At 60.6% G+C, this 23666-nt stretch carries 16 protein-coding genes; 12 read left to right on the top strand and 4 right to left on the bottom strand.

What is annotated here, in order from left to right; all coding sequences use genetic code 11:
- Window positions 1-70 precede the first annotated feature (70 nt).
- Window positions 71-4324: a PolC-type DNA polymerase III gene (locus J3349_RS01280; protein WP_207676180.1), complete on the top strand. Its 4254-nt coding sequence runs from the start codon at window positions 71-73 to the stop codon at window positions 4322-4324.
- A 90-nt stretch (window positions 4325-4414) separates the two neighbouring features.
- On the opposite strand, the gene J3349_RS01275 is transcribed toward J3349_RS01280, so the two are convergent.
- Both J3349_RS01275 and J3349_RS01270 read right to left on the bottom strand, forming a co-directional pair.
- A complete protein-coding gene (locus J3349_RS01275) occupies window positions 4415-6109 on the bottom strand; it encodes a DAK2 domain-containing protein (RefSeq protein WP_207676179.1) in 1695 nt (564 codons plus the stop codon).
- Between the two features lie 51 nt (window positions 6110-6160).
- Window positions 6161-6511: an Asp23/Gls24 family envelope stress response protein gene (locus tag J3349_RS01270; protein ID WP_015563933.1), complete on the bottom strand. Its 351-nt coding sequence runs from the start codon at window positions 6509-6511 to the stop codon at window positions 6161-6163.
- Window positions 6512-7024: 513 nt separating this feature from the next.
- On the opposite strand from J3349_RS01270, the gene J3349_RS01265 reads away from it, so the two are divergent.
- The gene (locus tag J3349_RS01265; protein ID WP_149793497.1) at window positions 7025-7498 is read left to right on the top strand and encodes a CBS domain-containing protein; all 474 of its coding nucleotides are present in this window, start codon (window positions 7025-7027) and stop codon (window positions 7496-7498) included.
- A gap of 84 nt (window positions 7499-7582) precedes the next feature.
- Here the strand turns inward: J3349_RS01265 and J3349_RS01260 are convergent, their stop codons facing one another.
- Window positions 7583-9196, bottom strand: a complete 1614-nt coding sequence (locus tag J3349_RS01260; protein ID WP_242699448.1) for a carbohydrate-binding domain-containing protein — start codon at window positions 9194-9196, stop codon at window positions 7583-7585.
- A gap of 698 nt (window positions 9197-9894) precedes the next feature.
- Between J3349_RS01260 and J3349_RS01255 the strand changes: the two genes are divergently transcribed.
- A complete protein-coding gene (locus tag J3349_RS01255) occupies window positions 9895-11673 on the top strand; it encodes a Na/Pi cotransporter family protein (protein ID WP_207676178.1) in 1779 nt (592 codons plus the stop codon).
- 59 nt (window positions 11674-11732) lie between these two features.
- On the opposite strand, the gene J3349_RS01250 is transcribed toward J3349_RS01255, so the two are convergent.
- On the bottom strand, window positions 11733-12101 hold the full coding sequence (locus J3349_RS01250; RefSeq protein ID WP_015563938.1) for a hypothetical protein: 369 nt from the start codon (window positions 12099-12101) through the stop codon (window positions 11733-11735).
- Window positions 12102-12577: 476 nt separating this feature from the next.
- On the opposite strand from J3349_RS01250, the gene J3349_RS01245 reads away from it, so the two are divergent.
- The 9 genes from J3349_RS01245 to lgt all read left to right on the top strand — a co-directional run bounded on the left by J3349_RS01245 (window position 12578) and on the right by lgt (window position 23588).
- A complete protein-coding gene (locus J3349_RS01245; protein WP_242699447.1) occupies window positions 12578-14872 on the top strand; it encodes a transglycosylase domain-containing protein in 2295 nt (764 codons plus the stop codon).
- Window positions 14873-15035: 163 nt separating this feature from the next.
- Window positions 15036-15476, top strand: coding sequence for an ACT domain-containing protein (locus J3349_RS01240; RefSeq protein WP_112114976.1), 441 nt, complete (start codon window positions 15036-15038; stop codon window positions 15474-15476).
- Window positions 15477-15513: 37 nt separating this feature from the next.
- On the top strand, window positions 15514-16749 hold the full coding sequence (locus tag J3349_RS01235; protein ID WP_207676177.1) for a homoserine dehydrogenase: 1236 nt from the start codon (window positions 15514-15516) through the stop codon (window positions 16747-16749).
- 23 nt (window positions 16750-16772) lie between these two features.
- On the top strand, window positions 16773-17678 hold the full coding sequence (thrB, locus tag J3349_RS01230; RefSeq protein ID WP_158388861.1) for a homoserine kinase: 906 nt from the start codon (window positions 16773-16775) through the stop codon (window positions 17676-17678).
- An 84-nt stretch (window positions 17679-17762) separates the two neighbouring features.
- Complete coding sequence (locus tag J3349_RS01225; RefSeq protein ID WP_207676176.1) at window positions 17763-18962, top strand: aspartate kinase; 1200 nt, start codon at window positions 17763-17765, stop codon at window positions 18960-18962.
- A gap of 169 nt (window positions 18963-19131) precedes the next feature.
- On the top strand, window positions 19132-19938 hold the full coding sequence (locus J3349_RS01220) for a M15 family metallopeptidase (RefSeq protein ID WP_207676175.1): 807 nt from the start codon (window positions 19132-19134) through the stop codon (window positions 19936-19938).
- Between the two features lie 20 nt (window positions 19939-19958).
- Window positions 19959-21242 (top strand): insulinase family protein, encoded by a 1284-nt coding sequence (locus J3349_RS01215; protein ID WP_207676167.1) that lies wholly within the window; start codon window positions 19959-19961, stop codon window positions 21240-21242.
- Window positions 21235-22548, top strand: a complete 1314-nt coding sequence (locus tag J3349_RS01210) for a pitrilysin family protein (protein ID WP_207676165.1) — start codon at window positions 21235-21237, stop codon at window positions 22546-22548. The genes J3349_RS01215 and J3349_RS01210 overlap by 8 nt, the downstream gene beginning before the upstream one ends.
- The gene (gene lgt / locus J3349_RS01205; RefSeq protein ID WP_207676163.1) at window positions 22545-23588 is read left to right on the top strand and encodes a prolipoprotein diacylglyceryl transferase; all 1044 of its coding nucleotides are present in this window, start codon (window positions 22545-22547) and stop codon (window positions 23586-23588) included. The genes J3349_RS01210 and lgt overlap by 4 nt, the downstream gene beginning before the upstream one ends.
- Window positions 23589-23666: the final 78 nt, after the last annotated feature.

Raw genomic sequence — 23666 nt, 5'->3', positions numbered from 1 at the left:
TTGTGCTGTTATCTGATAGAAAAGGAGTACCACTGTGACACCACTTGTTTCCCAGCTATGGCCGCAGTTTATGGCGGACCCGGACTTTGCGGCCTGTTTTGGCCGCGTGGTCGTCGAGCACGCCCAGATGCTGCGGCAGGAGCGGCAGGTCATCTTTACGCTGCGCAGTTCTGCCCCGCTGGACAAGGGGCTGTGCGCCCGGCTGCTGGCCTCGCTGGCACCGGATTACGAGGGCTTCGAGCTCCGTATCAACAATCTTTTCGGCTATGCGACGCTGGATGAAGCCGGTCTGCGGGAAATGATGGAGGAGATGAAACGGGATGGTGTCCCCATCAACGGTTTCCTCGACCGCTGCCGCATCACCATCACCGGCCAGAACATCACCATCGGCGTCTGCCACGGCACGAAGTTTTTGCAGGAGATGCAGTTCGAGCGCCTGCTGGCGGAGCGCATCGCCGCCCACACCGGCGTAAAGCCCAAAGTGACGCTGGAAAGCAGCGTGGGCGAGGCCGAACAGCGCCAGATGGAAGAAAAACTTGAGCGGAAAATTGCGCCGCCTGTCGTCAAGTTCGAGAAAAAGAACACTGCCCCCTCCATCAAGGTGGAGGGCCTCGACCTTACGGACAAGCCCGTCACCATCTTCCACGGCAAGATGTTCACCCCGAAAAACCTCACCCCCCTCAAGGATTTGGGCGGCGAGGGCGGCAAGTGCATGATTTGGGGCGACGTCTTCTTCACCGAAGTGAAGGGCAACTTCCGCAAGATATACACTGTCTCCATTACCGATTACACCGGCTCCATCAACCTGAAGATCCGTGCGCAGGAAGGGGAGGACTGCTCCAAGTGGGAGTCCATCCCCAAGGGTACGACGGTCGTGGTGCGCGGCGACTGCTCCTACGATAAGTACGAGCACGACTATATCGTCTGGCCCTACGACGTCCTCTTTGTCGAGCGCAAAAAGCGGGAGGACAACGCCCCCGTCAAGCGAGTGGAGCTGCATCTGCATACCAAGCTGTCCAGCATGGACGCCTTCTGCGACCCCGGCGGCATCGTCAAGCTGGCCCACCGGATGGGCCACCCGGCCATTGCCATCACCGACCACGGTGTCTGTCAGGGCTACCCCGAGGCTATGCTGGCTGCAGACGCCATCCACAAGACAGACCCGGACTTCAAGCTCATCTACGGCTGTGAGGCCTACTTTGTCGATGACATGATACCCTGCGTCTACGGCGTGAAAGACGAGCCGCTGAACGGTGAGTTCTGCGTCTTCGACACTGAGACGACGGGCCTCGACCCCGGCGTGGAGTACCTGACAGAGATCGGCGCGGTCATCGTGCGGAACGGGGAAGTGGTGGAAGAATTCGATACCTTCGTAAAACCCGGAAAGGCCATCACCTCCAAGATCACCGAGCTGACCGGCATCACCAACGAGATGGTAGCCGACGCCCCCAGCGAGGCCGAGGCGCTGAAAGCCTTCCTCGACTTTGTAGATGGCCGCATCCTTGTGGCTCACAATGCCCACTCCTTCGACATCCGGTTCCTTCGCGCCGCCGCCAAGCGGAGCGGCATCGAGTTTGAGCCGACCTATATCGACACCCTGACCATGGCCCAGGCCATGTACCCCGGCCTCCACAACTACAAGCAGGGGACCATCAACAAGCATCTGGAGCTGCCCGCCTACGAGGCCCACCGCGCCTGCGAGGACTCTGCCGCACTGGGCCGCATCTTCTGCGTCATGCTGAAAGATCTGGAGGAAAAGCAGGTGACTGCCGTCAGCGGCATCAACACCGGCCTCGGCGGAAACCGCGAGGTGCTGAAGAAGAAGTACTTCCACCTCATCATCCTCGTGCGCAACCAGATGGGCCTGAAAAACCTCTATAAAATCGTCAGCGAGGCCCATGTCAACTACTTCTTCAAGAAGCCCCGCGTCCCCCGCAGCCTTCTGAACAAGTATCGGGACGGCCTTATCCTCACTTCTGCCTGTGAAGCAGGAGAACTTTACAGGGCTGTCGTAGAGGGCCGCTCTTATGAAGAATTGAAGAAAATTGCATCGTACTACGATGTTTTGGAGGTCCAGCCCCTGGGCAACAACGCCTATATGGTGCGGGAGGGCAAGGTGGAGAGCGAAGAGGTCATCAAGGACTTCAACCGCACCGTCATCAAGCTGGGCGAAGACCTGCACAAGCCCGTCATCGCCACCGGCGACGTCCATTTCACCGAGCCGGAGGACGCCATCTACCGTTCTGTCCTGCAGGCGGGCAACGGCTTCAAGGACGCGGACAACCAGCCGCCCCTGTTCTACCGCACCACCGAGGATATGCTGAACCAGTTCAGCTACCTGCCCAAGGAAAAGGCCTACGAGATCGTCGTGACCAATCCCCGCAAGATAGCGGCCAGCATCGACGGCAACGTCCGCGCCATCCCGCGCGGCACCTACCCGCCCAGCATCGAGGGCGCAGAACAGCAGCTCCGGGATGCGACCTGGGAACACGCCAAGCGGGACTATGGCGACCCTCTGCCCGAGATCGTGGAGAAGCGCCTGCAAAAAGAGCTGGATTCCATCTGCGGCCACGGCTACGCCGTCCTGTACGTCATCGCGGTCAAACTGGTGGCCTACTCCAACGCGGGCGGCTATCAGGTGGGCAGTCGTGGTTCGGTCGGCTCGTCAGCTGTGGCCCACTTCTCCGGAATCTCGGAGGTCAACAGTCTGCCGCCCCACTACCGCTGCCCCAAGTGCAAGTACAGCGAGTTCATCACCGATGGCAGCGTGGACGACGGCTTCGACCTGCCCGACAAGAACTGCCCCCACTGCGGCACCCGGATGCTGGTGGACGGCCACGACATCCCTTTCGAGACCTTCCTTGGTTTCTACGGCGACAAGGAGCCTGATATTGACCTGAACTTCTCGGGCGAGTACCAGTCCAACGTCCACCGCTACACGGAAGAGCTGTTCGGCAAGGCCAACGTGTTCAAGGCCGGCACCGTCTCCGGTATTCAGGACAAGACGGCCTACGGTTACGTCAAAAAGTATCTGGATGAGCGGGGGAGAACGGTCAACCACGCGGAAGAGAACCGCCTGACGCTGGGATGCACCGGCGTCAAGCGTACCACCGGCCAGCATCCCGGCGGCATGGTCGTCGTGCCGGATACCTACGAGATCTACGACTTCTGCCCCATCCAGCACCCGGCGGACGATGTGGCGGGCGGTCTGCTGACTACCCACTTCGAGTTCAAGTACCTCCACGACACCCTGCTCAAGCTGGACGAGCTGGGCCACGATATGCCCACCTTCTACAAGTATTTCGAGGAGTACACCGGCATCCCCGTGGACAGCATCCCCATGAACGACCCCAAGGTCTACAGCCTGCTCACCAGCCCGGAAGAGCTGGGTGTGACGCCGGAGCAGATCGACAGCCAGACCGGCACCTTCGGCATCCCCGAGATGGGCACCAACTTCGTGCGCGGAATGTTGGTGGAGGCCCGTCCCAAGAATTTCTCCGAGCTTATCCAGATCTCGGGCCTGTCCCACGGTACCGACGTCTGGACCGGCAACGCCGACGAGCTTATCCGCAGCGGCACCTGTACCATCGCGGAGGTCATCGGCTGCCGTGACAGTATCATGCTCTATCTGCTGCGCAAGGGCCTCGAGCCGAAGATGGCCTTCGATATTATGGAGGCCGTCCGTAAGGGCAAGGTGGCCAAGGGCGGCTTTGCGCCCGGCTGGGAAGAGGCCATGCGGGAGCACGATGTGCCGGACTGGTACATCGAGAGCTGCCGCAAGATAAAATATATGTTCCCGAAAGCCCATGCGGTGGCCTACCTGATGTCGGCCATCCGCCTCATGTGGTTTAAGCTCTACCACCCGCAGGCGTTCTATGCGGTGTACTTCACCGTCCGCGGCGATGACATCGACTATGAAGCCGCTGTGGGCGGCGCGGCGGTGGCCCGCGCCCACATGAACGAGGTGAAGCGCCGTCTCAAGGAAGAGAAGAACGCCAAGGATGAAGATGTGCTCGTCTCGCTCCAGCTGGTCAACGAGATGCTGGTGCGCGGCTACGAGTTCCTGCCTATCGAGCTGGGCAAGAGCCGGGGTTCGAAGTATGTGGTGGAGGACGGCAAGGTACGCCTGCCCTTCTGCTCCTTGAAGGGTCTGGGCGGTGCCGCCGCCGATGCGCTGGAAAATGTGACCATCCACGGCGAAGAGTATCTCTCCATCGAGGAACTGCAGCAGGCCTCTGGCGTTGGCAGCAGCATCATCGACCGCCTGCGTCAGGTGGGCGCTCTGGGTGAGCTGCCGGAAAGCAGTCAGGTGAGCTTCTTCTAAAATTGCAGCAAAAAACGACCTCTGCAGCCGGATGGACCGGAAGCAGAGGTCGTTTTGTTATACGATTGAGTTTTTGAACAGGGGAGAGGCTTACTCCACGCTGATCATATAGTAGTAGACCGGCTGACCGCCGCGGATGTGGCTGACCTCAACGTGGTTGGGGCATTTTGCCTTGACGATCTCGGTCACCTTCTCAGCATCCTCGTCGGAGACGTCGCAGCCGGAGATGATGGTGACGAAGCTGGAATCCTTCTTGCACATACCGCGGGCCAGACGATAGGTGGCCTTGGTGATGTCGTTGGAGGTGGAGACGATCTTGCCGTTCTCCAGGGCCATGATCTCGCCCTTCCGGATCCGCTTGCCGTCGTACTCGCTGTCGCGGGCGGCGTAGGTGATGAGGCCGGTGGAGACCTTATCGGCAGCAGACATCATGTTGATGGTGTTGGCCTCCACGGTGGCAGAGGGGTCGAAGTTCAGCAGAGCGGTGATGCCCATGGGGACGGTACGGGTGGGCAGGACGACCACCTGACGGTCAGCCAGCTTCTGGGCCTGCTCAGCAGCCATGATGATGTTCTTGTTGTTGGGCAGAACGAAGACGGTCTTGGCCGGGACGCTCTGGATGGCGGCAAGGATGTCCTCGGTGGCGGGGTTCATGGTCTGACCGCCGGAGACGACAGCGTCAGCGGCCAGGTCGGTGAAGACAGCCTTCAGGCCCTCACCGGCGGCGACAGCAACGAAGCCATAGTCGCGGCTGGGGTCAACGGCAGCGTAGATGAACTCGCTGGCGGGGTCGGGCTTCTTCTCAGCGGAAGCCTGCTTCTCGAGGCTCTTGCCCTGCTTCTGGCGGGCCAGGAACTGCTCGTGCATATTCTCGATCTTGAAGTTGGTCAGGTAGCCGTACTTGATGGCCTCGCTCAGGATCTTGCCGGGGTCGGCGGTGTGGACATGGAGGTTGATGACGTCATCGTCCTCAATGCAGACGACGCTGTCGCCGTTGGACTCGGCGAAGGCGCGCATCTTTGCGGCGCTTGCGCCCTCGTTCTTATTGATGAGGAACTGGGTGCAGTAGCCGTTCTTGATGTCCTCGACCTTCATCAGGTCATCGGTGAAGACGCCCTTGCCGGCGTTCGCGGTGGAGAGCTTGGCCTTGTTGGGGACAGCCTCGCCGCCGGCCACGATGTCCTCGCCGTGGAAGACCTTGCCCATGCCCTCAAAGATGATCATGATGCCCTGACCGCCGGCGTCCACGACGCCAGCCTTCTTCAGGACGGGCAGCAGGTTGGGAGTGTCCTCCAGAGCCTTCTGACCGGCGGTCATCACCACGTCCCACAGCTCGGCCACGTCCTCTTTGCCGCAGGCAGCAGCTTCCTCGGAAGCGATGCGGGCAACGGTCAGGATGGTACCTTCGGTGGGCTTCATGACAGCCTTGTAAGCGCCCTCGACGCCCTTCTTCAGTGCAGCCACGATGTCGGCGGCGTCAGCCTCCTTTTTGCCCTCCAGAGCTTTGGAGAAGCCGCGGAACAGCAGGCTGGTGATGACGCCGGAGTTGCCGCGGGCGCCGCGCAGCATGGCGGAGGCAGCGGTCTTTGCGGCCTCGCCCACGGTGCAGCTGTCGTCCATGGCCTGCAGCTCACGGACGGCTGCGCCGACGGTCATGCCCATGTTGGTGCCGGTGTCGCCGTCGGGGACGGGGAACACGTTCAGCTCGTCCACGCGGGAGCGCTGGTTGTTGATGTTGTTTGCGCCGGAAATAATGGCGTCGCGCAGGATCTTACCAGAAATCATTGCTTTTTACTCCTTATATCTTCCCGGTACCCCCGGGCGGGCTTTGTCTCATCAGGCAACCACGTCATCGACTGATACGACCACGCGGGCGACTTTCAGGCCGGTGGCCTGCTCCACCTCGTCCTTCACGCGGTGCGAGATGGAACGCGCGGCGGTGGAGATGTTCAGCCCGTAGCTGACGGCAATGTGCAGCTCGATCACGAGACGGCCCTCTTCCTGTGTGACACGGACGCCCTTGGCCGAGTCGTCCACGCCGCGCACGGCGCTGCGGACACGGTCGGTCAGATCACGGGGGGCCATTGCGGCCACGCCGTAGCATTGTTTGGTTGCTTCGCCCACGAGCGTGGAAAAATACTCGGCTGAGAAGCTGACATCTCCCAGCGGGAAACGGGAAGTGATCATAGTCGCTCTGCTCCTTTTATTCATTATGATACCCCGGTCCGCACGGCGGCGGGGCGGTGCGCGGGCCTAAGAAGGCGGCGAACCACTCTTATTATACAACTTTATGAGGAAGCTGTACAGCACATAATTGCTGACAGAAAGAAAAAAGTCAGGCGCGGCTTACCCGTCTCGGTCTGTTTCGACACCGCAATGCCGGTATACTGAAAGACAGACAGAGCCGCAAAGGGCCGCGTTCCTGCTGTTAGTATAGCACAAAATCCTTCGCAGTGCATCCATTTCGTGAATATTTATCCGACGAAACAAAAGGTGATTGTGAATAAAATATAAAAGATGGCGCAGACATCTTTATCTTACTATGAAAAAGTGCTAAAATCTAAGGTGGCAAGAGTAAGACTGTATCCGGCGCAGGATGCCGGGGCATTCGGCTGCCAAGGTGCTGAAGACAGGAATTTGCTGCGGCTGCACAGGAGCTGCGGCCCGGCGGCGGAAAAGTTCACAATAGGAGTTGTTTTCATGAATATTCTGTTTTTCCTTTCCCCCAAGCAGGATCTGATGTATGTGTACGATGACTTCACCCTTCGCCAGACGCTGGAAAAATGGGAGAACAACCGCTACGCATCCATCCCGGTGCTCAACCGCAAGGGAGAGTATGTGGGAACTCTGACGGAAGGGGACATCCTCTGGGGGCTGAAAAAGTTCCACGGCCTCGACCTTGAGGCGGCAGAGGACATCCCCATCCGGGATTTTGCCCACAAGCGGGACTACAAGGCCGTCACGGTCACCACGAGCATGGACCAGCTCATCGAGGCGGCCATGAACCAGAACTTCGTCCCCGTCGTGGATGACCGGGGAATGTTCATCGGCATCGTCCGCCGTCAGGCCATCATCCGCTACTGCTACGACCGCTCCCGCGCTGCCGCCGCAGAGCAGCGCAGAAAGCCCGAAAAGCAGGAAAAACGAGTCCCGGTTTCTGCCGGGGTGCAGTAAAACAGGAAAAGGCCCCGCCGCTCTGCATGAAATGTGCAGGGCAGCGGGGCCTTTCTATGCCTGTGGGAAAGGGAGAGCGGTGCTTCAGCCCACGGTGAGGCTGGAATCGGTGAACCGGTGGGTCAGGACAGCCTCGGCGTCCTCGCCGCCCATGGCCAGCAGCTCGTCCACCGAGAGGGTGGTGGAGCAGAGGACGGTCTGGAAGGTGATGGTCTCGATGCCCTCAGCCCGCAGCTGACGCAGCGCGGCCAGCGAGATGCGGAAGGAGGCTGTGAGCCGTCCGACGCAGACGGTGAGGGTGTTGCCGCTCTGGGTGCTCGTGTAGGAGATGCGCTGGCCGTCCTTGTCGGTGACAGTCAGGCCGGGGAGGGGAGAGGCGGGTGCGGACGGGGCGGCAGAGCCGCCGTCAGAAGAGGAAGAAGACTCTTCCGGCTCCACAGGGCGGGGGGTAGAGACCTGATCGATGACCTTGCCGTCGGCATCGGTGGCGGTGACTTTTGCGCCCGGACCCAGCTTGTCCTTGATGGTGTCGAGGACAAGCTCACTGCCTTTCTGCGAGAGGGCCTTGCCGTTGGGACTGCCGGCCTTGGCGGTCAGCTCAAGGCTGCCTGACAGATCGATGACGCTGCTGTAGATGCCGCTGCCGCCGCCGGTGCTGCCGTTACCGCCAGCGGCTTCGACCGTACCGCCGGAGATGGCGACACGGTCGAAGCTGCAGATGCCGTAGCCGCCGACTTTGCCGCCGTAGCCGCCAGCGGCGTTGACCGTATTGCCGGAGATGGTGACGACGCCGCCGCTGCGGATGCCGTCGCCGCCGTAGCCGTCTTTGCTGTCGCCGTTACCGCCCTTGGCGGTGACCGTACCGTCGGAGACGGTGAGGCCGCCGCCGCTGCGGATGCCGTCGCCGCCGACGAGGCTGCCGCCGTTACCGCCGTTGGCAGTGACCGTACTACCGCCGGAGATGGTGACGCCACCGCTGCTGCAGATGCCGTCGCCGCCGGAGATGGTGCCGCTTCCGCCGTTGGCAGTGACCGTACTACCGCCGGAGATGGTGACGCCGCCGTTACTGGAGATGCCGCGGCCGCCGTCGTCGCCGTTGGCAGTGACCGTACCGCCGGAGATGGTGAGGCTGCCGCTGCTGGAGATGCCGTTTGCGCCGCTGCCGCCTTGGGCCGTCAGGCTGTCATTTTCGCCGCCGGAGATGGTGAGGCTGCCGCTGCCGCTGCCGTAGATGCCGCTGCGGTAGATGTCGCTCTTCAGCGCGTTGTCGCCATCCAGCTTGATATTGGTGTCGCCCTCGCCGGTCACGCTTACGGCGGCTTTGTTCCGGCTGCTGGTGTCGATGTTCACATCCTTGAGTGTGACCTCGACCTTATCGTCCTTATCTTTGGCCTCGATGGTCACGGTGTGGGAAGAAGCGGTGTCCTTGTTCTGATTTGTGATGATGGTGTTGGTGTCGCCGTAGGTGGTATTGTTGTTCTGAGTGACGTTGTTGCCGCTCTCACCCGCCGAAATCGTAATGTCACCATTTTCGATGTGCCATATATCGGCAAAAGCCGGGGCGGCAAGGGTGGTGAGCATTGCGGCGGTCAGGATAAACGCTGCTGCCCGCTGAGAGGCCGGACGGGGTGAATCGATACCCTCCGTATGGAGAGGGCGACCCAGAACACGCATCGCAAGCTTACGATAAGACAGCATACAAAAACCTCCTTTGAACGGTGAAAAGAAATGGTGAGACCGTAGAATATCAGGTTACTTTAAATATACCGGATCTGCGGGAAAAAATCAACAAAACCTGCGCGAATCGCCCTGTTTCCTGCGTGAATGGAGAAAACCCGTCAGATTTTGGCTCTGACAAGGAGACGGTTTATCACTGTGCGGAGAGGGCAAGGACGCCGACAGAGAGCTTTTCTGCGCCTTTTTGCTCAAAAAACTTCCTGAAGATACATTTTATTGGACTTTTATTCTGCTATACTCCTGTCAGAACAAAAAGACACAGGAGGGAAGAGGAATGAAAGACATTGAGCTTCGGTATGTGGGCGGTCATGTGGAGGTGTATACGGGGGCGGGCGCGTTCCTGTTCTCGGCGGACACCCTGCGGGAGGCGATGGAAGAGCTGGATGCCGCCTGATGCATTCCCGGGAATGCCGGGAAACGTCGGAGCAGAGGTTAGAAAATACTAATGTAAAATGAATGTAAAATTCAAGAAAAGAACCGTCTAAGAAGGCCCGGAAATCTTAAAATTCCGGTCAAAAAAGTGATTTTCCTGTAAAATAATGCTTGTTGAGCCGGGGGGTTCGATGCTATAATAAAAAGGACGGCGTTTTGCGTATGGAGAGCTAAGCACAGCCGTCTTGTGCAATGGAGCAATAGGAAGATTTTAGGAGCATTGTTTTATGGACATTACACACATCACCTCTCTGCTAGGCGGTATTGCGCTGTTCCTGTATGGCATGTCGATCATGGGTGCCGGCCTCGAAAAGCTGGCCGGCGGCAAGATGCAGGGCGTATTGCAGAAACTGACTTCGTCCACCATCAAGGGCGTCATTTTCGGCACCCTCATCACCGGCGTCATCCAGTCGTCGGCCGGCACGGTTGTCATTTGCGTCGGCCTCGTCAACTCCGGCATCATGACCCTTACGCAGTCGGTAGGCGTTATCATGGGTGCAAACATTGGTACTACGGTCACCGGTCAGCTCATCCGCATGGCGGATATTTCGGGCGACAGCCTCATCCTGACCCTCATCCAGCCCAAGACGTTTGCGCCGGTGGTGGCGTTTATCGGCTGCATTTTTTATGTATTTATCCGCAACGCGAAGAAAAAGAACATCGGCCAGATCATGCTGGGCTTCGGCATCCTGTTCACCGGCATGAGCCTGATGGACACCGGTGTGTCTCCCCTGCGTGAGAGCGCAGCATTTCAGGAGCTGTTCGTCACCATGACCAACCCCATCCTCGGCGTTCTCGTGGGCGTGGTGGTCACGGTCATCATCCAGTCCTCTTCGGCCTCTGTAGGTATCCTGCAGGCGCTTTCCAGCACCGGCCTCGTCACCTTCAGTTCGGCCATCCCCATCGTGCTGGGTGCCCACATCGGCACCGCGTTCACCCCGCTGCTGACCATCGGCGGCTCCTCCAAGGACGGCAAGCGCGCCGCCCTCATCCACCTGTACTTCAACATCATCGGCAGCGTCATCCTGCTGGCGCTGGTCTATGCAGTCCAGTTCACCATCGGCATCCCCATGTGGGGCGATGTGATGAACAAGAGCAGCATTGCAAACATCCACACCATGACCAGCGTCATTGCGATGCTGTTCTTCCTGCCCTGCAGCGGCGTGCTGTCCAAGCTGGCCATGATGACCGTGCCGAACAGCGCGGAGGAGGCGCAGGAGCTGAGTATGCCTGTGCTGGATGAGCGTCTGTTCAAGAGCCCGGCTGTGGCTCTGCAGCAGGCTAAGAACGCGGTGGTCAAGATGTCCCGCCGCGCAGCCCGCAACGTCGGCCTCGCCACCCCGCTGCTGCTCAAGATGGACGAGGACGTCGTGAGTGCCATCGATGTCCGCGAGAACCTCATCGACCGGATGGAGGTGGACATCTCCAACTACCTCATCAAGCTGGCAGACCAGGAGCTGGGCGACGCGGAGAGCCATGAGGTGACCGAGCTGCTCAACTTTGTCACCGAGTGCGAGCGCATCGGCGACTATGCAGTCAACATTAAAGAAAAAGCGCAGGAGCTGACCGACAAGGAAGTCACCTTCAGCGAGAAGGCACAGCAGGAGCTGAAGCTTCTCGACAATGCGCTGGAAAAGATACTGACCCTCACCACGGACGCCTTCGAGTTCGACGACGCCCGGACCGCCAGCCAGGTGGAGCCGCTGGAACAGGTCATCGACATCCTCGTGGAGCGGCTTCGTGCGCAGCACATCAAGCGCCTGAAAGATGGTGCCTGCTCCATTGATACCGGTGTCGTCTATCTCGATGTGCTGAACAATGTAGAGCGTATCTCGGACCACTGCTCCAACATCGCCGCCCGTCTGGTGGGCATGGAGGCGGGCGAGGACTATGACTCCCATACCCTCAAGAACATGATGCACCACAACCCCACCAAGGAATATATGCTCAACTACGAGCAGTGCCGTAAGGACTACCTTATCCCGCTGGAACAGCTCGAAGCCTGATTCTGATAAAGGATAAAAACAGTGCAGACCTCCCCGGGGAGCGTCTGCACTGTTTTTGTTTATTCACCCAGGTCTTCCAGCAGCGCCCGGAGGGCCGTTTCGCCGGTGACATAGAGGCCCTGCTTGAGCCGGAGGGCATCGGCCTCGGGCAGAAGATTGACATAGATGCCGGTGCGCAGGAGCCGCTTGTCGGGCAGTCCGTTGTCGGAGCAGGTGTAGACGACCACCCGCCCGCCCTCGTCGCAGAGGTAGAAATCGGTGCCGCTCTGCCCGGCGGAGCCCTGCGCGGCCAGACCCGGCTCGGAGGCCGGTGTCTCTTCGCCGGAGTCGGCAGGGAAGGGGAGACTGGGCAGGGCCATCCAGAACAGGCTGAACACGATGGTAAAAATGCACAGCGCATAAAAAATGCAGAGCCAGACCTTGCGCATGGCAGTGGACTCCTTTCGGCTGAAATGGTGTTTCAGACGGTAGTATGTGCAAAAGAAAACTGCCTCAGACAGGAATGCAGAATTTTCACACCCGGATGCTGTACTTTGGCGGGGCAGATGTGCTATACTAACATCGTATCCCGTCGATTTCCCCCTTGCGGAAGCGGGCGGTGCGGACTATAATGTATTATTATGGCTGTGGGCAGTCTGGCCGCAGCAGGAACAGCAAACGGCATCGTCAGAGGATGCTTTGAGATGCAGAACAGTGAAAATTGCGATAGGAGGCGATCCTTATCTCAAACAATGAAAGACGGAGACTCCACAGTGATGGTGCGCTCCGGGAGCAGCGGCCCGCAGCGGAGCAGAACCGGCGGGTCCGTGAGCCCCGCGGACCGCAGGAGCAGGGAGAAAAGCACGGCCATCCCGTTCTCGGATTCCTGGGCCGGACCATCGTCACCCTCGTCTGTCTGGGCATTATGGCGGGCAGTCTGGTGGCGGTGGGCGCTGTATACTATGTGGTGCAGGCTACGGCCAGTGACGGCGACCTGCTGGACCTCGACAACATCGAACTGAGCCAGTCGAGCCTTGTGGTGGCCACCGACCCCGACACCGGCGCACAGGTGGAGTACGCCACCCTGCGCTCTTCCAACAGCCACCGCGTCTGGGCGGACCTCGAGCAGATCCCCACCAACCTACAGTATGCATTCATCTGCACCGAGGACAAAGACTTTTACAGCGAGCCGGGCGTCAACTTCAAGCGCACCATCGGCGCGATGATCAATGAATACCTGCTGCCTATCTACAGCTCCAAGCAGGGCGCCTCCACGCTGGAACAGCAGCTCATCAAGAACCTGACCAGCGACAAGAGCGCCAGCGGCATCGAGGGCGCACTGCGCAAGCTGCGCGAGATCTACCGCGCTCTCATCCTGAGCCGCAGCTACTCCAAGGAGACCATTCTGGAAGCCTACCTGAACACCATCAGCTTCACCGGTACCATCCAGGGCGTCCAGACGGCGGCAAACGAGTACTTCGACAAGGATGTCAGCGAGCTGACCCTCTGGGAGTGCGCGTCTATCGCATCCATCACCAAGAATCCCACCAACTATAACCCCTACACCAACCCCGAGAACCTCATCAACCGCCGGAACTTCCTGCTCTACAATATGTGGCAGCAGGGTGTCATCTCGGAGGATGATTACCGCAACGCCGCTGCCCAGCCGCTGGTGCTGGCAGAGACGGACAACACGAAGAAGAGTAGCTCCACCACCTCTTACTTCACCGATGCCCTCTTCAACGAGGTGGTGAAGGACATCATGGCCAAGGAGGGCGTGGACGAGTCCACCGCCCAGAGTATGCTCTACACCGGCGGCTACACCATCGAGGCAACGGTCAACCCCAAGATCCAGACCGCGATGGAGAACCTGATGCTCAACACCGACGATGCCTACTTCCCGGCCGGCTGGCATGAGGAAGAGGTGACCAGCATCTCCGACGACGATGTGCAGGTCTACAACGAGGACGGCACCCCCAAGACCCGCACCGGCGACGACGGTACGGTCTATTATTACCGCAACGTCCGCACCCAGGCGGCGATGGTCACGCTGGACTATGACGGCAATGTCATCGCCATGGTGGGTGGTCTGGGCGAAAAGACCAAGAGCCTTTCCCTGAACCGCGCCTACGGCGTCACCCGTCAGACCGGTTCTACCATCAAGCCCATCGGCGCCTATGCGCTGGGCATCGAGTATGGTCTGGTCAACTGGTCCACCATGCTCAACAACTCGCCCCTCTACCTCAAGCAGGATATGGTCATCCGTGACGAGGACTACTGCCGCCGGAACGGCCTCATGGGCCTGACGGACAAGCAGCTGAAAGCCTACCCCAACGCATGGCGCAGCTGGCCCCGCAACTACGGCGGCAACTACGGCGACGGCTCCGACCTGCCGCTTTGGAACGGCCTCGCACGCTCCCTGAACACCATCGCCATCCGCGTTGGCGACCTCGTGGGTGCGAACAACATCTTCAACTTCGTCTACAATACCCTGCAGCTCAGCACGCTGGACCCCGTCAACGATGTGGGCCTTGCACAGATGGTCATGGGCAGCCAGACCCACGGTGTCACCCCGATGGCGCTGGCGGCGGCGTTCCAGATCTTCTACGACGGCGAGTACACCACGCCTCACCTCTACACCCGTGTGCTCGACCGTGACGGCAACATCTATATGGAGAGCAACGACACCAGCTATCAGGCTCTGACGCCCCAGACGGCCTATGTCATGAACCGCCTGCTGAAGAACGTCCTGTTCTCCAGCGTTGGTACGGCCAGCGGCCGCTACCCCAACTCCAACGGTATGGAGGCCTTCGGTAAGACCGGTACGGCCAGCGATGAAAAGGACCTGTGGTTCGTGGGCGGCACGCCCTATTACGTCACCGCTGTGTGGTGGGGCTACGATGCGCCTTACGATATGACTAAGACCCTCGGCAAGCAGCAGGCCAAGACCCGCACCTGCGTCACGGCCTGGAAGGCCCTGATGGAGCAGGTCCAGGCAGACCTGCCCTATAAGGCATTCCCGGCGGCTGACGGCGTCGTGGAGCGCAGCTACTGCACCCAGAGCGGCCTGCTGGCCAGCGGCTCCTGCCCGAGCACGGCAGTGGGCTACTACCGTGCCGACGACCTGCCCGACGTCTGCAATTATTCCCACGGTCAGGCAGCTGTCGCCAGCGAACCCCTCGCGCCTGAGCCGGACACCACCAACCTGGACACCGACTGAGGCAAAAATCGTACTTTTCGGCACATTGGGTTGCAGATTCGGTGCGCTGAAGGGGTACTTCACGGCTCAAAACTGGATAATCTGACAAAATAGCATCCGACCTCTTGCAATGCAGGGAGTCGGATGCTATTATATTTTCTGCAAGAACACTTGTGTTTGAGAGGTGAACAAGTTGGAACGCCGTTTTTATCTGGTGGATGCGCAGGTCCTGCCGGAAGTTTTCCTCAAGGTCGTCCGGGCCAAGGAGCTTCTGGCCAGCGGAGAGGCACGCAGCATTTCGGCTGCGACCCGCAGTGTAGACCTGTCGCGCAGTGCATTTTATAAATATAAGGACTGCATTTTCGACTCGGAGAATGGCCGCGAGGTCATCACTGTCATGGCGACCCTGCGGGACGAGACGGGTGCATTGCAGAGCCTTCTGGCCGGCATCAGTGCCGCCGGTGCCAGCATCGTGACCATCAATCAGTCTACTCCGGAGAACGGAGCCGCGCTGGTGGCTGTCACCATCCGCACCGACACCATGCAGATGACCCCCGAGGAGCTGACGGAAAAGCTTTCGCGCCAGAGGATGGTCGTGGGCGTACACTGCGGATACAATCTGTGACAGTACATTCATAGAAAAAAGGAACGAGGGCAGTATCATGGCAAAAATCGCGATTCTGGGCTTTGGCACGGTGGGCAGCGGCGTGTACGAGGTGCTCTGCCGCAACGCCGCAGGTGTCTCCCGCCGCGCAGGCGAACCGGTGGAGGTCAAGTACATCCTTGACCCCAAAGACTTCTCGAATCATCCGGCTGCACAGCTGTTTATAAAGAATTTTGACGCCATTCTGGAAGACCCCGAAGTGAAGGTCGTCGTCGAGACCATCGGCGGTACCCGCTTCGCTTACCCTTACGTCAAAGCCTGCCTCGAGAGCGGTCGGAGCGTCTGCACCTCCAACAAGGAGATGGTGGCCACCTACGGCGCAGAGCTGCTGGCTCTGGCCAAGGCACACAACTGCGCCTTCCTGTTCGAGGCTTCCGTGGGCGGCGGTACTCCCATCATCACCCCGATGCACCAGTGCCTCGCAGCCAACGTCATCACTGAGGTGGAGGGCATCGTCAATGGCACCACCAACTTCATGCTCACCAAGATGGTGCGGGAGAATCTGGGCTTTGACGAGGCTCTGAAGATCGCTCAGGAGCTGGGCTACGCCGAGACGAAGGACCCCGGCGACGATGTGGACGGCCGCGACGCCTGCCGCAAGATCGCCATCCTGTCCTCGCTGGTCTGCGGCCACCAGATCTACCCCCAGAACATCCCCACCCGCGGCATCCGCGACATCACGGTGGATGATGTGGCTGCGGCAGAGAAGCTGGGCTGCGTCATCAAGCTCATTGCCTGGATGAAGCGGGGCGAGGACGGCAGCGTTGCCGCCGGCGTCGAGCCCTGCCTCGTGCCGAAGGCAAACCAGCTGGCCGGTGTCGATGACGTCTTCAACGCCGTCCTCGTCAAGGGCGATATGCTGGGCGACGTGGTCTTCTACGGCAAGGGCGCGGGTAAGCTGCCCACTGCCAGTGCTGTCGTGGCCGACGTGGTGGACGCCCTCAAGAACGGCGTCAAGGTCCACGACAGCCTGTTCTGGCAGCCCGCCGAGCCGGTGGAAGGAATGCTCACCGACCCCGCTCCCGCCGCATACTATGTGCGTGTGGAAGGCATCGCCCCGGCGGTGGCCGAGGCCATCTACGGCAAGGGCCATGTGGTGGAAGAGCATTTCGACGGCTGCTCCTACTTTGTGGACAGCGCCGACGACAAGGCTCTGGCCGAAGCAGCCCGCAAGGTAGAGGCCATGGGCGGCAGCGTGAAGCTGGTGCTCCGCCGCCTGCCTGAGGACGCCTGAGCGTGAGAAAAGAGGGAACTGCGATGAAGATAAAAGTTTCCGTCCCGGCCACCAGTGCCAACATCGGCTCCGGCTTCGATGCGCTGGGTCTGGCTGTGACCTTGTACAATACCGTGACATTCGAAGAGAGCGACCATCTGGACATCTCGGCGGCGGACGGCACCCGCATCCCCCGCGGCGAGACCAATCTGGTCTACCGTTCGGCCAAGGGTCTATTCGATAAGGTCGGCAAGACCATGCCGCCCCTCAAGCTCGTCCAGACCAACGCCATCCCGATGGCCCGGGGCCTCGGCTCGTCCTCGGCCTGCATCATCGCGGGCCTGCTGGGTGCGAACCGGATGCTGGGCGATGTGCTCAACACGCAGGAGCTGCTGACGCTGGCTACCTCCATCGAGGGCCACCCGGACAACGTGGCACCGGCCCTTCTTGGCGGTCTGACCAGCAGCGTTTTCGAAGACGGCGTCGTCTACTCCGTCAAGCGGGATGTGGACGAGAGCCTCTGCTTCGCGGCCATCGTGCCGGACTACAAGCTGCTGACCGAAGCCGCCCGTGCGGCTCTGCCCAAAGAGGTCACCCACAAGGATGCGGTGTATAACCTGTCCCGTGCGGCCCTCATCCCGGCGGCGTTCTGCGAGGGCCGCCACGACCTGCTGGCCATTGCCACCGAGGATAAGCTCCACCAGCCCTACCGGATGCCCCTGATGCCCGGCTCGAAGGAGGTCTTCGATATGGCGCGGCTCTGCGGTGCCAAGGCGGTGTACGTCTCGGGCGCCGGCAGCACCGTAATGGCTGTGGCCGAAAAGGCCAACGCCGAGAAATTCTACTCCAAACTGGAAAAGGGCCTCGAGCTGCTGGAAGGCTTGGACGGATGTGAAGCATTTACACTGCTGCGGCTGGATGCCGACAACACCGGTGCGACAGTGGAATGATAAACAGGACCGGAAGTGCAAGACCGCTTCCGCCCGGTGTACCCCTCACACACTGAGGGAGCAAAAAGAGGAGAGTGACAAGATATGGCGTTGATCGTACAGAAGTTCGGCGGTTCTTCGGTGAAGGACCGGGACCGTATCTTCAACGTGGCCCGCATCGTGGCCAACACCCACAACGCGGGAAATGACGTGGTCGTGGTAGTGTCCGCACAGGGCGACACCACCGACGACCTTATCACAAAGGCAGCAGAGATCACCCACAACCCTTCTGCCCGTGAGATGGATATGCTGCTGGCAGCAGGCGAGGAGATCAGTATCGCCCTGCTGGCTATGGCTCTGAACGAGCTGGGCTGCCATGCCACCAGTCTGACCGGCTGGCAGGCAGGCTTCCGCACCGACCGTGCTTACACCAAGGCCCGCATCACCAAGCTGGAGACCGAGCGCATCTCTTCGGAGCTGGAGCGCAACCGCGTCGTCGTCGTGGCAGGCTTCCAGGGCCTGAACAAGCTGGACGACATCACCACGCTGGGCCGCGGCGGTTCCGACACCAGCGCTGTCGCCATCGCAGCAGCGCTCCACGCCGACCGCTGCCAGATCTTTACCGACGTGGAGGGCGTCTACACCGCCGACCCGCGCAAGGTGCGCAACACCCGCAAGCTGGATGAGATCACCTTCGACGAGATGCTGGAACTGGCATCCCTCGGCGCACAGGTGCTCAACAACCGCAGCGTGGAGCTGGCTAAAAAGTATAATGTGGAGCTGGAGGTCCTCTCCAGCCTGAACCCCGTGCCTGGCACGGTCGTCAAGGAGGTTGTAAAAGACGTGGAAGGTATGCTGATCAAGGGTGTCGCAAAGGACACCGACGTTGCTGTTATTACGATCCTGAATGTTCCCGATGAGCCGGGTACCAGCTTCAAGATCTTCGGCCTGCTGGCCCAGAAGAATATCAACGTGGACATCATCCTGCAGTCCACCGGCCGCGACGGCAAGAAGGACATCAGCTTCACCTGCGCCGAGAGCGAAGCTGAGACTGCTCTGCGCGTCCTGCGCGAGAGCGCAAAGTTCGACCAGGTCACCTGCGACGAGACCTGCGCCAAGGTGTCCATCGTGGGTGCCGGTATGCAGAGCCACAGCGGCGTGGCCTCCAAGATGTTCGAGGCCATGTCCAACAACAACATCAACATCAAGATGATCTCCACCAGTGAGATCAAGATCTCCTGCATCATCGACCGTGAGGACGCTGACAAGGCTGTCAGCGCCATCCACGAGATGCTGTTCGAGTAAGACGTGGCTTCAAAGCCGCCGTGCCGTGCGTCCTGTGCCGGTGCGGCGGCTTTTTGCGTACACAATTTTTTTACAGCCCCTGCCGTTTACACCCAGATAAAAGGGGTGTATAATATTATTATGTGCCTGTATTCAGGGCGAACGTCAAAAACAGGAAGGAAGCTGCATCATGGAGCAAAATCGACCCGCACCCCGCCGCGCTCTGTCGCCGAAAGAACGCCGCCGGAGACACCGTATCCGCCTCGTGCGCAACTGGACGGTCTTTCTGCTCAGCTGCGGCGCGGTCATGGCTGTGATGACCGGCGGCATCCTCTGGCTGCTGCCCAGGGCCTATGCCCTCATCGCACCGCCGACGGCCTTCGAGGCCCGGGAGTATGAGGGCGGCGCGGAGACGGACCTTTCGGATAAGCGCCTCATGCTGGTGAATGCAAACCTTCCCCTGACGGAAGAGCCGACGCCGGAGCTGGCTGTGGCCGATGATGCCACCGGCGTTTCGCTGGAAGCCGAGGCTGCCGCAGCCTACCGCGAAATGGCCGAGGCTGCAAAGCAGGATGAGATAGAGCTGGTGCTGACGGCAGGGTATCAGGATGCCGCCGCCCGCCAGAGCGCCTATGAGGCTGCTGTCCAGAGCTACCGGGAGTCCGGCTGCTCGGAGGAAGAGGCCACTGCCAGGGCTGCGACCGTCCAGCCTGCGCCGGAGGCCAGCGAATATGCCACCGGCTACGGTGCCGACATCCTCGCGGCAGACAGCATGGAGAAGGACACCGGTTTCGCCGACACCCGTGCCTATGAGTGGCTGGAAGCCTATGCCGCAGAGTACGGCTTCATCCTGCGCTGGCCGCAGGAGCGTCAGGCTGCTACCGGCATGGTGTTTGAGCCGTGGCACTGGCGGTATGTGGGCAGGGACAACGCCCTCGCCATCCGCGCCTCCGGCCTCTCGCTGGAAGAGTATCTGGCGCTGGAACAAACGAAATAATACAAAAGGACGATAGAACATTGAGACGATTCCAAATCGCGCCCGGCGTCCACCTCTCGTATGACGCCGCGCAGAAATTCAACCGCTGCCGCATCAGCATCCACTTCGCGTTCCCGGCCCGCCGCGAGACGGCCACGGCCCACGCGCTGCTGCCGCTGGTGATGGAGCGGGGCTATGCCGACTGCCCCGACATGACCCAGATGACCAAAAAGCTGGCCCGCCTCTACGGCGCCGACCTGACCGTGGACGCCCGCCCCATGGGCTGCAGCCACAACCTCTGCGTCAGCATCACCGGCATCAAGGACCAGTTCGCACTGGAAGGGGAGAAGCTGACGCAGGAGTACGCCGCACTGGCCCTCGGCACGGCGTTCCACCCCTATTTTGTGGGCAGCACTTTCGACCCCGAGGCCGTGGGCATCGAAAAGCAGATGCTGAAAAAGGCGCTGGAAGACGAAGTGAACGACAAGCGCCTTTACTGCCAGCGGCAGGCCAACCGCGAGTTCTTCGGAGACAGCCCCGCCGGTGTCCGGCAGGAGGGCTACTTAGAAGAAGTGGACGGCCTGACGCCCGAAGCGCTGACCGAAGCATACTACGAGATGCTACGGACGGCGAACATCGAGCTCATCGTGCTGGGCTGCGACGAGGCAAGCACCACCGCCGTGAAGGACGCCCTTCTGATGGAGCTTTCAGCCATCGACCGAGCCCCGCTGCCCCGGGCGGAGAATATCGCCATGCCCCGGCGGGAGCCGGTGCGGAAGGTGGAGCATTTCGACACCACGCAGGCCAAGCTCTGTATGCTGTTCACGCTGGGCCGGCCCATGCAGCCTGAACAGCTGGCCGCTGTCCGGCTGGCGATGGCTCTCTACGGCGGCAGTGTGACCAGCCGCCTTTTCCTGAACGTCCGGGAGCGCGACCATCTGTGCTACTACTGCTCGTCGTCCTTCCAGAGCTTCACGGGCAGCATGGCCGTCAACAGCGGCGTCGAGCACGCCGACGCGGCCCGCGCTGAGCAGGCGGTGCTCAAAGAGTTGGCGGATCTCTGCGACGGCCCTATCACCGACGAAGAGCTGGAAGACTGCCGCCGGGGCCTGCTGGCCGGGATGAACGGCCTGGAGGATACGCTGGGCGGCATCGAGACATGGTACTATATGGAAGTGCTGCGGGGCGGCCCGGTGCAGACGCCGGACGACGCCCGCCGCGCCCTGCTGGCGGTGACCAGGGAAGATGTGCGGGATATTCTGAAGCAGTTCACCCTGTCGGTGAGCTGTCTGTTGACGCGGGAGGAGGAGAATGGAAATGGCTGAGAACACCCAGAGCGTGCTGGAACGCACCGCCGCTGACCAGTGGAAAGTTCTGCCCTCGGGGCTGACCGTACTCGTCCGCCCCATGCCGGGCTACTCCGGCACCCATGTCATTTACGCCACCCGCTTCGGCTCCATCGACCGGGATTTCCGGCTGGGGGAGCGGGAAGTGCATCTGCCCGCCGGTGTGGCCCATTTCCTCGAGCACAAGATGTTCGAGGATGAGGACGGCGATGCCTTTGCAAAGTTCGCCAAGACCGGCGCGAATGCCAATGCTTTCACGGCCTTTGACCGCACCTGCTACCTCTTTACGGCCACGGAACAGCTGGACGAGAGCCTTGACGTGCTGCTGGGCATGGTGGGACACCCCTACTTTACCGAGCAGACCATCGCCAAAGAGCAGGGCATCATCGGGCAGGAGATAAAGATGTACGACGACAGCCCCGACTGGCGGCTCATCACCGGCCTGTGCGAGTGCCTGTATCACAGCCACCCCATCCGCAGCGATATTGCGGGAACGGTGGAGAGCATCGCGGAGATAACGCCGGAAATGCTCTACGACTGCTGCAAGGCGTTCTATGCGCCGGGCAATATGGTGCTGGCCGCAGCAGGCAACACCAGCATGGAGCAGATCCTGGCTGCCTGCGCCCGCCACGGCCTGATGGACGAGCGCCCGGCGGAAAAGGTCGAGCGCTTGCTCCGCCCGGAGCCGATGACGCTGGCGGCGGCCGAAAAGACCATCGCCATGCCCATCGCCAAGTCCTGCTTCGGTCTGGGCTTCAAAGAAGAGCCGCTGCCTTTCGGCGACCTGCGCAGCGAGATGCTGTACGAGCTCATCCTCTGCTGCATCTGCGGCGGGATGTCGCCGCTCTACCGCCGCCTCTACGACGAGGGCCTGACCAACCCGGGCTTCGGCGGTGAGGTGCTGCGGGTGGACGGATGCTGCTGCATCCTCTTCACCGGCGAGAGCGACCGGCCCGACACCGTCCGGCAGCTTCTGCTGGACGAGATCGAGCGGGTGCGCAAAGAGGGCGTGGACCGGGAGATCTTCACCCTCTGCAAGAACGAAAAATACGGCCAGCTCATCGAAAACCTGGAAAATGTCGAGGATTCGGCCAGCCAGATGGCAGATTTCGCGCTGGCAGGTCAGACTGTGGCCCAGCAGATCACCATGCTGGCGGGCCTGACGGCAGAGGACGCCGACGCGGCATTGCAGCACATCCTGCGGCCTGAGCGGATGGCCGTGATGTACATTGAGCCGGACGGCACTGCCGTTGAGGACGAGGAAGAAGAGGAGACGGAAGAATGACGAATCTGGTACAGTTCCCGGGCCTCGGCCTCAGCTTTGAGCTGAGCCGGGTGGCCTTCAGCATCGGCGACATGGATATTTATTGGTACGGCGTCTGCATCGCCTTTGGTCTCTGCCTCGCATTGGTCTTTGCGTTCCGCCGCTGCACGGAGTTCGGCATCGACGCCGATTCGATGGTGGATGTCATCCTCATCGGCGTGGTGCTGGGCATCGCCAGCGCCCGCCTGTATTATGTGGCGATGGCACCCTATAATTACGATACCATCTGGGATGTGCTGGCCGTCCGCGACGGCGGTCTGGCCATCTACGGCGGCATCATCGGCGCCTTTGTGTTCGGCGGCCTGGCCTGCAAATGGCGGGGCGTGCCGGTGCTGCCCATGTTCGACCTGGCCGGCATGGGCTTCCTCATCGGACAGGGCTGCGGCCGCTGGGGCAACTTCTTCAATCAGGAGGCTTTCGGCTGCAACACCACCCTGCCCTGGGGCATGTTCAGCGAAGCAACGGAAGATTACCTGATGGGCAGCACCGTCACGGTGCCGAAGGGCGTCACCATCGACCCCGCCATGCCCGTCCACCCCACCTTCCTCTACGAGAGCATCTGGTGCTTCGTGGGTCTGGCTCTGCTGGCGGCGTACATCAAAAAGCGGAAGTTCAACGGCGACATTGCCCTGCGCTACCTTGTCTGGTACGGCGCAGGCCGCTTCTGGATCGAATCTCTCCGCACCGACAGCCTGCTGCTGGTGCCGTCGCTCGGCCTTCGCGCTTCCCAGCTGGTGGCGGCTGCGGCCGTCGTGGGCGGTGTGGCACTGGAAATTTTCCTGACCCGGAAATATAAGTCCAAGCCTCTCATGGTGACGCTGGCCCTGACGGCAGAGAACCGCAGTCTGCTGGCAAAGGTGCGCAAGGCAGAGCCGGAATTTACGGTGGAGAGGGAAGAGCTGGTGGCTTCCAGCCCCCGCAAGCTCTTCCTCGAGCGCACGAATGCCTATAACGAGCGGGTGAAGCAGCAGCTCAAAGAGAAACTGGCGGAGAAAAACTGAAAATATTTCCGCAAAAGCGGGATTTTCCTCTTGAAATCCGCACATTTTTTTGCTATACTATTCTAGCCGCTTGGTGTG

The organism is Faecalibacterium sp. Marseille-P9590 (assembly GCF_017377665.1).
In the GTDB taxonomy this organism is placed as follows: domain Bacteria; phylum Bacillota; class Clostridia; order Oscillospirales; family Ruminococcaceae; genus Faecalibacterium.
This window is presented reverse-complemented; position numbering and strand designations above follow the sequence as displayed.

Excerpts from the sequence above, each read along its gene's own strand:
- J3349_RS01280 (WP_207676180.1), top strand. The coding sequence starts at position 71 with ATGGCGGACCCGGACTTTGCGGCCTGTTTTGGCCGCGTGGTCGTCGAG.
- J3349_RS01275 (WP_207676179.1), bottom strand. The coding sequence starts at position 6,109 with ATGATTTCTGGTAAGATCCTGCGCGACGCCATTATTTCCGGCGCAAAC.
- J3349_RS01270 (WP_015563933.1), bottom strand. The coding sequence starts at position 6,511 with ATGATCACTTCCCGTTTCCCGCTGGGAGATGTCAGCTTCTCAGCCGAG.
- J3349_RS01265 (WP_149793497.1), top strand. The coding sequence starts at position 7,025 with ATGAATATTCTGTTTTTCCTTTCCCCCAAGCAGGATCTGATGTATGTG.
- J3349_RS01260 (WP_242699448.1), bottom strand. The coding sequence starts at position 9,196 with ATGCTGTCTTATCGTAAGCTTGCGATGCGTGTTCTGGGTCGCCCTCTC.
- J3349_RS01255 (WP_207676178.1), top strand. The coding sequence starts at position 9,895 with ATGGACATTACACACATCACCTCTCTGCTAGGCGGTATTGCGCTGTTC.
- J3349_RS01250 (WP_015563938.1), bottom strand. The coding sequence starts at position 12,101 with ATGCGCAAGGTCTGGCTCTGCATTTTTTATGCGCTGTGCATTTTTACC.
- J3349_RS01245 (WP_242699447.1), top strand. The coding sequence starts at position 12,578 with ATGGCGGGCAGTCTGGTGGCGGTGGGCGCTGTATACTATGTGGTGCAG.
- J3349_RS01235 (WP_207676177.1), top strand. The coding sequence starts at position 15,514 with ATGGCAAAAATCGCGATTCTGGGCTTTGGCACGGTGGGCAGCGGCGTG.
- thrB (WP_158388861.1), top strand. The coding sequence starts at position 16,773 with ATGAAGATAAAAGTTTCCGTCCCGGCCACCAGTGCCAACATCGGCTCC.
- J3349_RS01225 (WP_207676176.1), top strand. The coding sequence starts at position 17,763 with ATGGCGTTGATCGTACAGAAGTTCGGCGGTTCTTCGGTGAAGGACCGG.
- J3349_RS01220 (WP_207676175.1), top strand. The coding sequence starts at position 19,132 with ATGGAGCAAAATCGACCCGCACCCCGCCGCGCTCTGTCGCCGAAAGAA.
- J3349_RS01210 (WP_207676165.1), top strand. The coding sequence starts at position 21,235 with ATGGCTGAGAACACCCAGAGCGTGCTGGAACGCACCGCCGCTGACCAG.
- lgt (WP_207676163.1), top strand. The coding sequence starts at position 22,545 with ATGACGAATCTGGTACAGTTCCCGGGCCTCGGCCTCAGCTTTGAGCTG.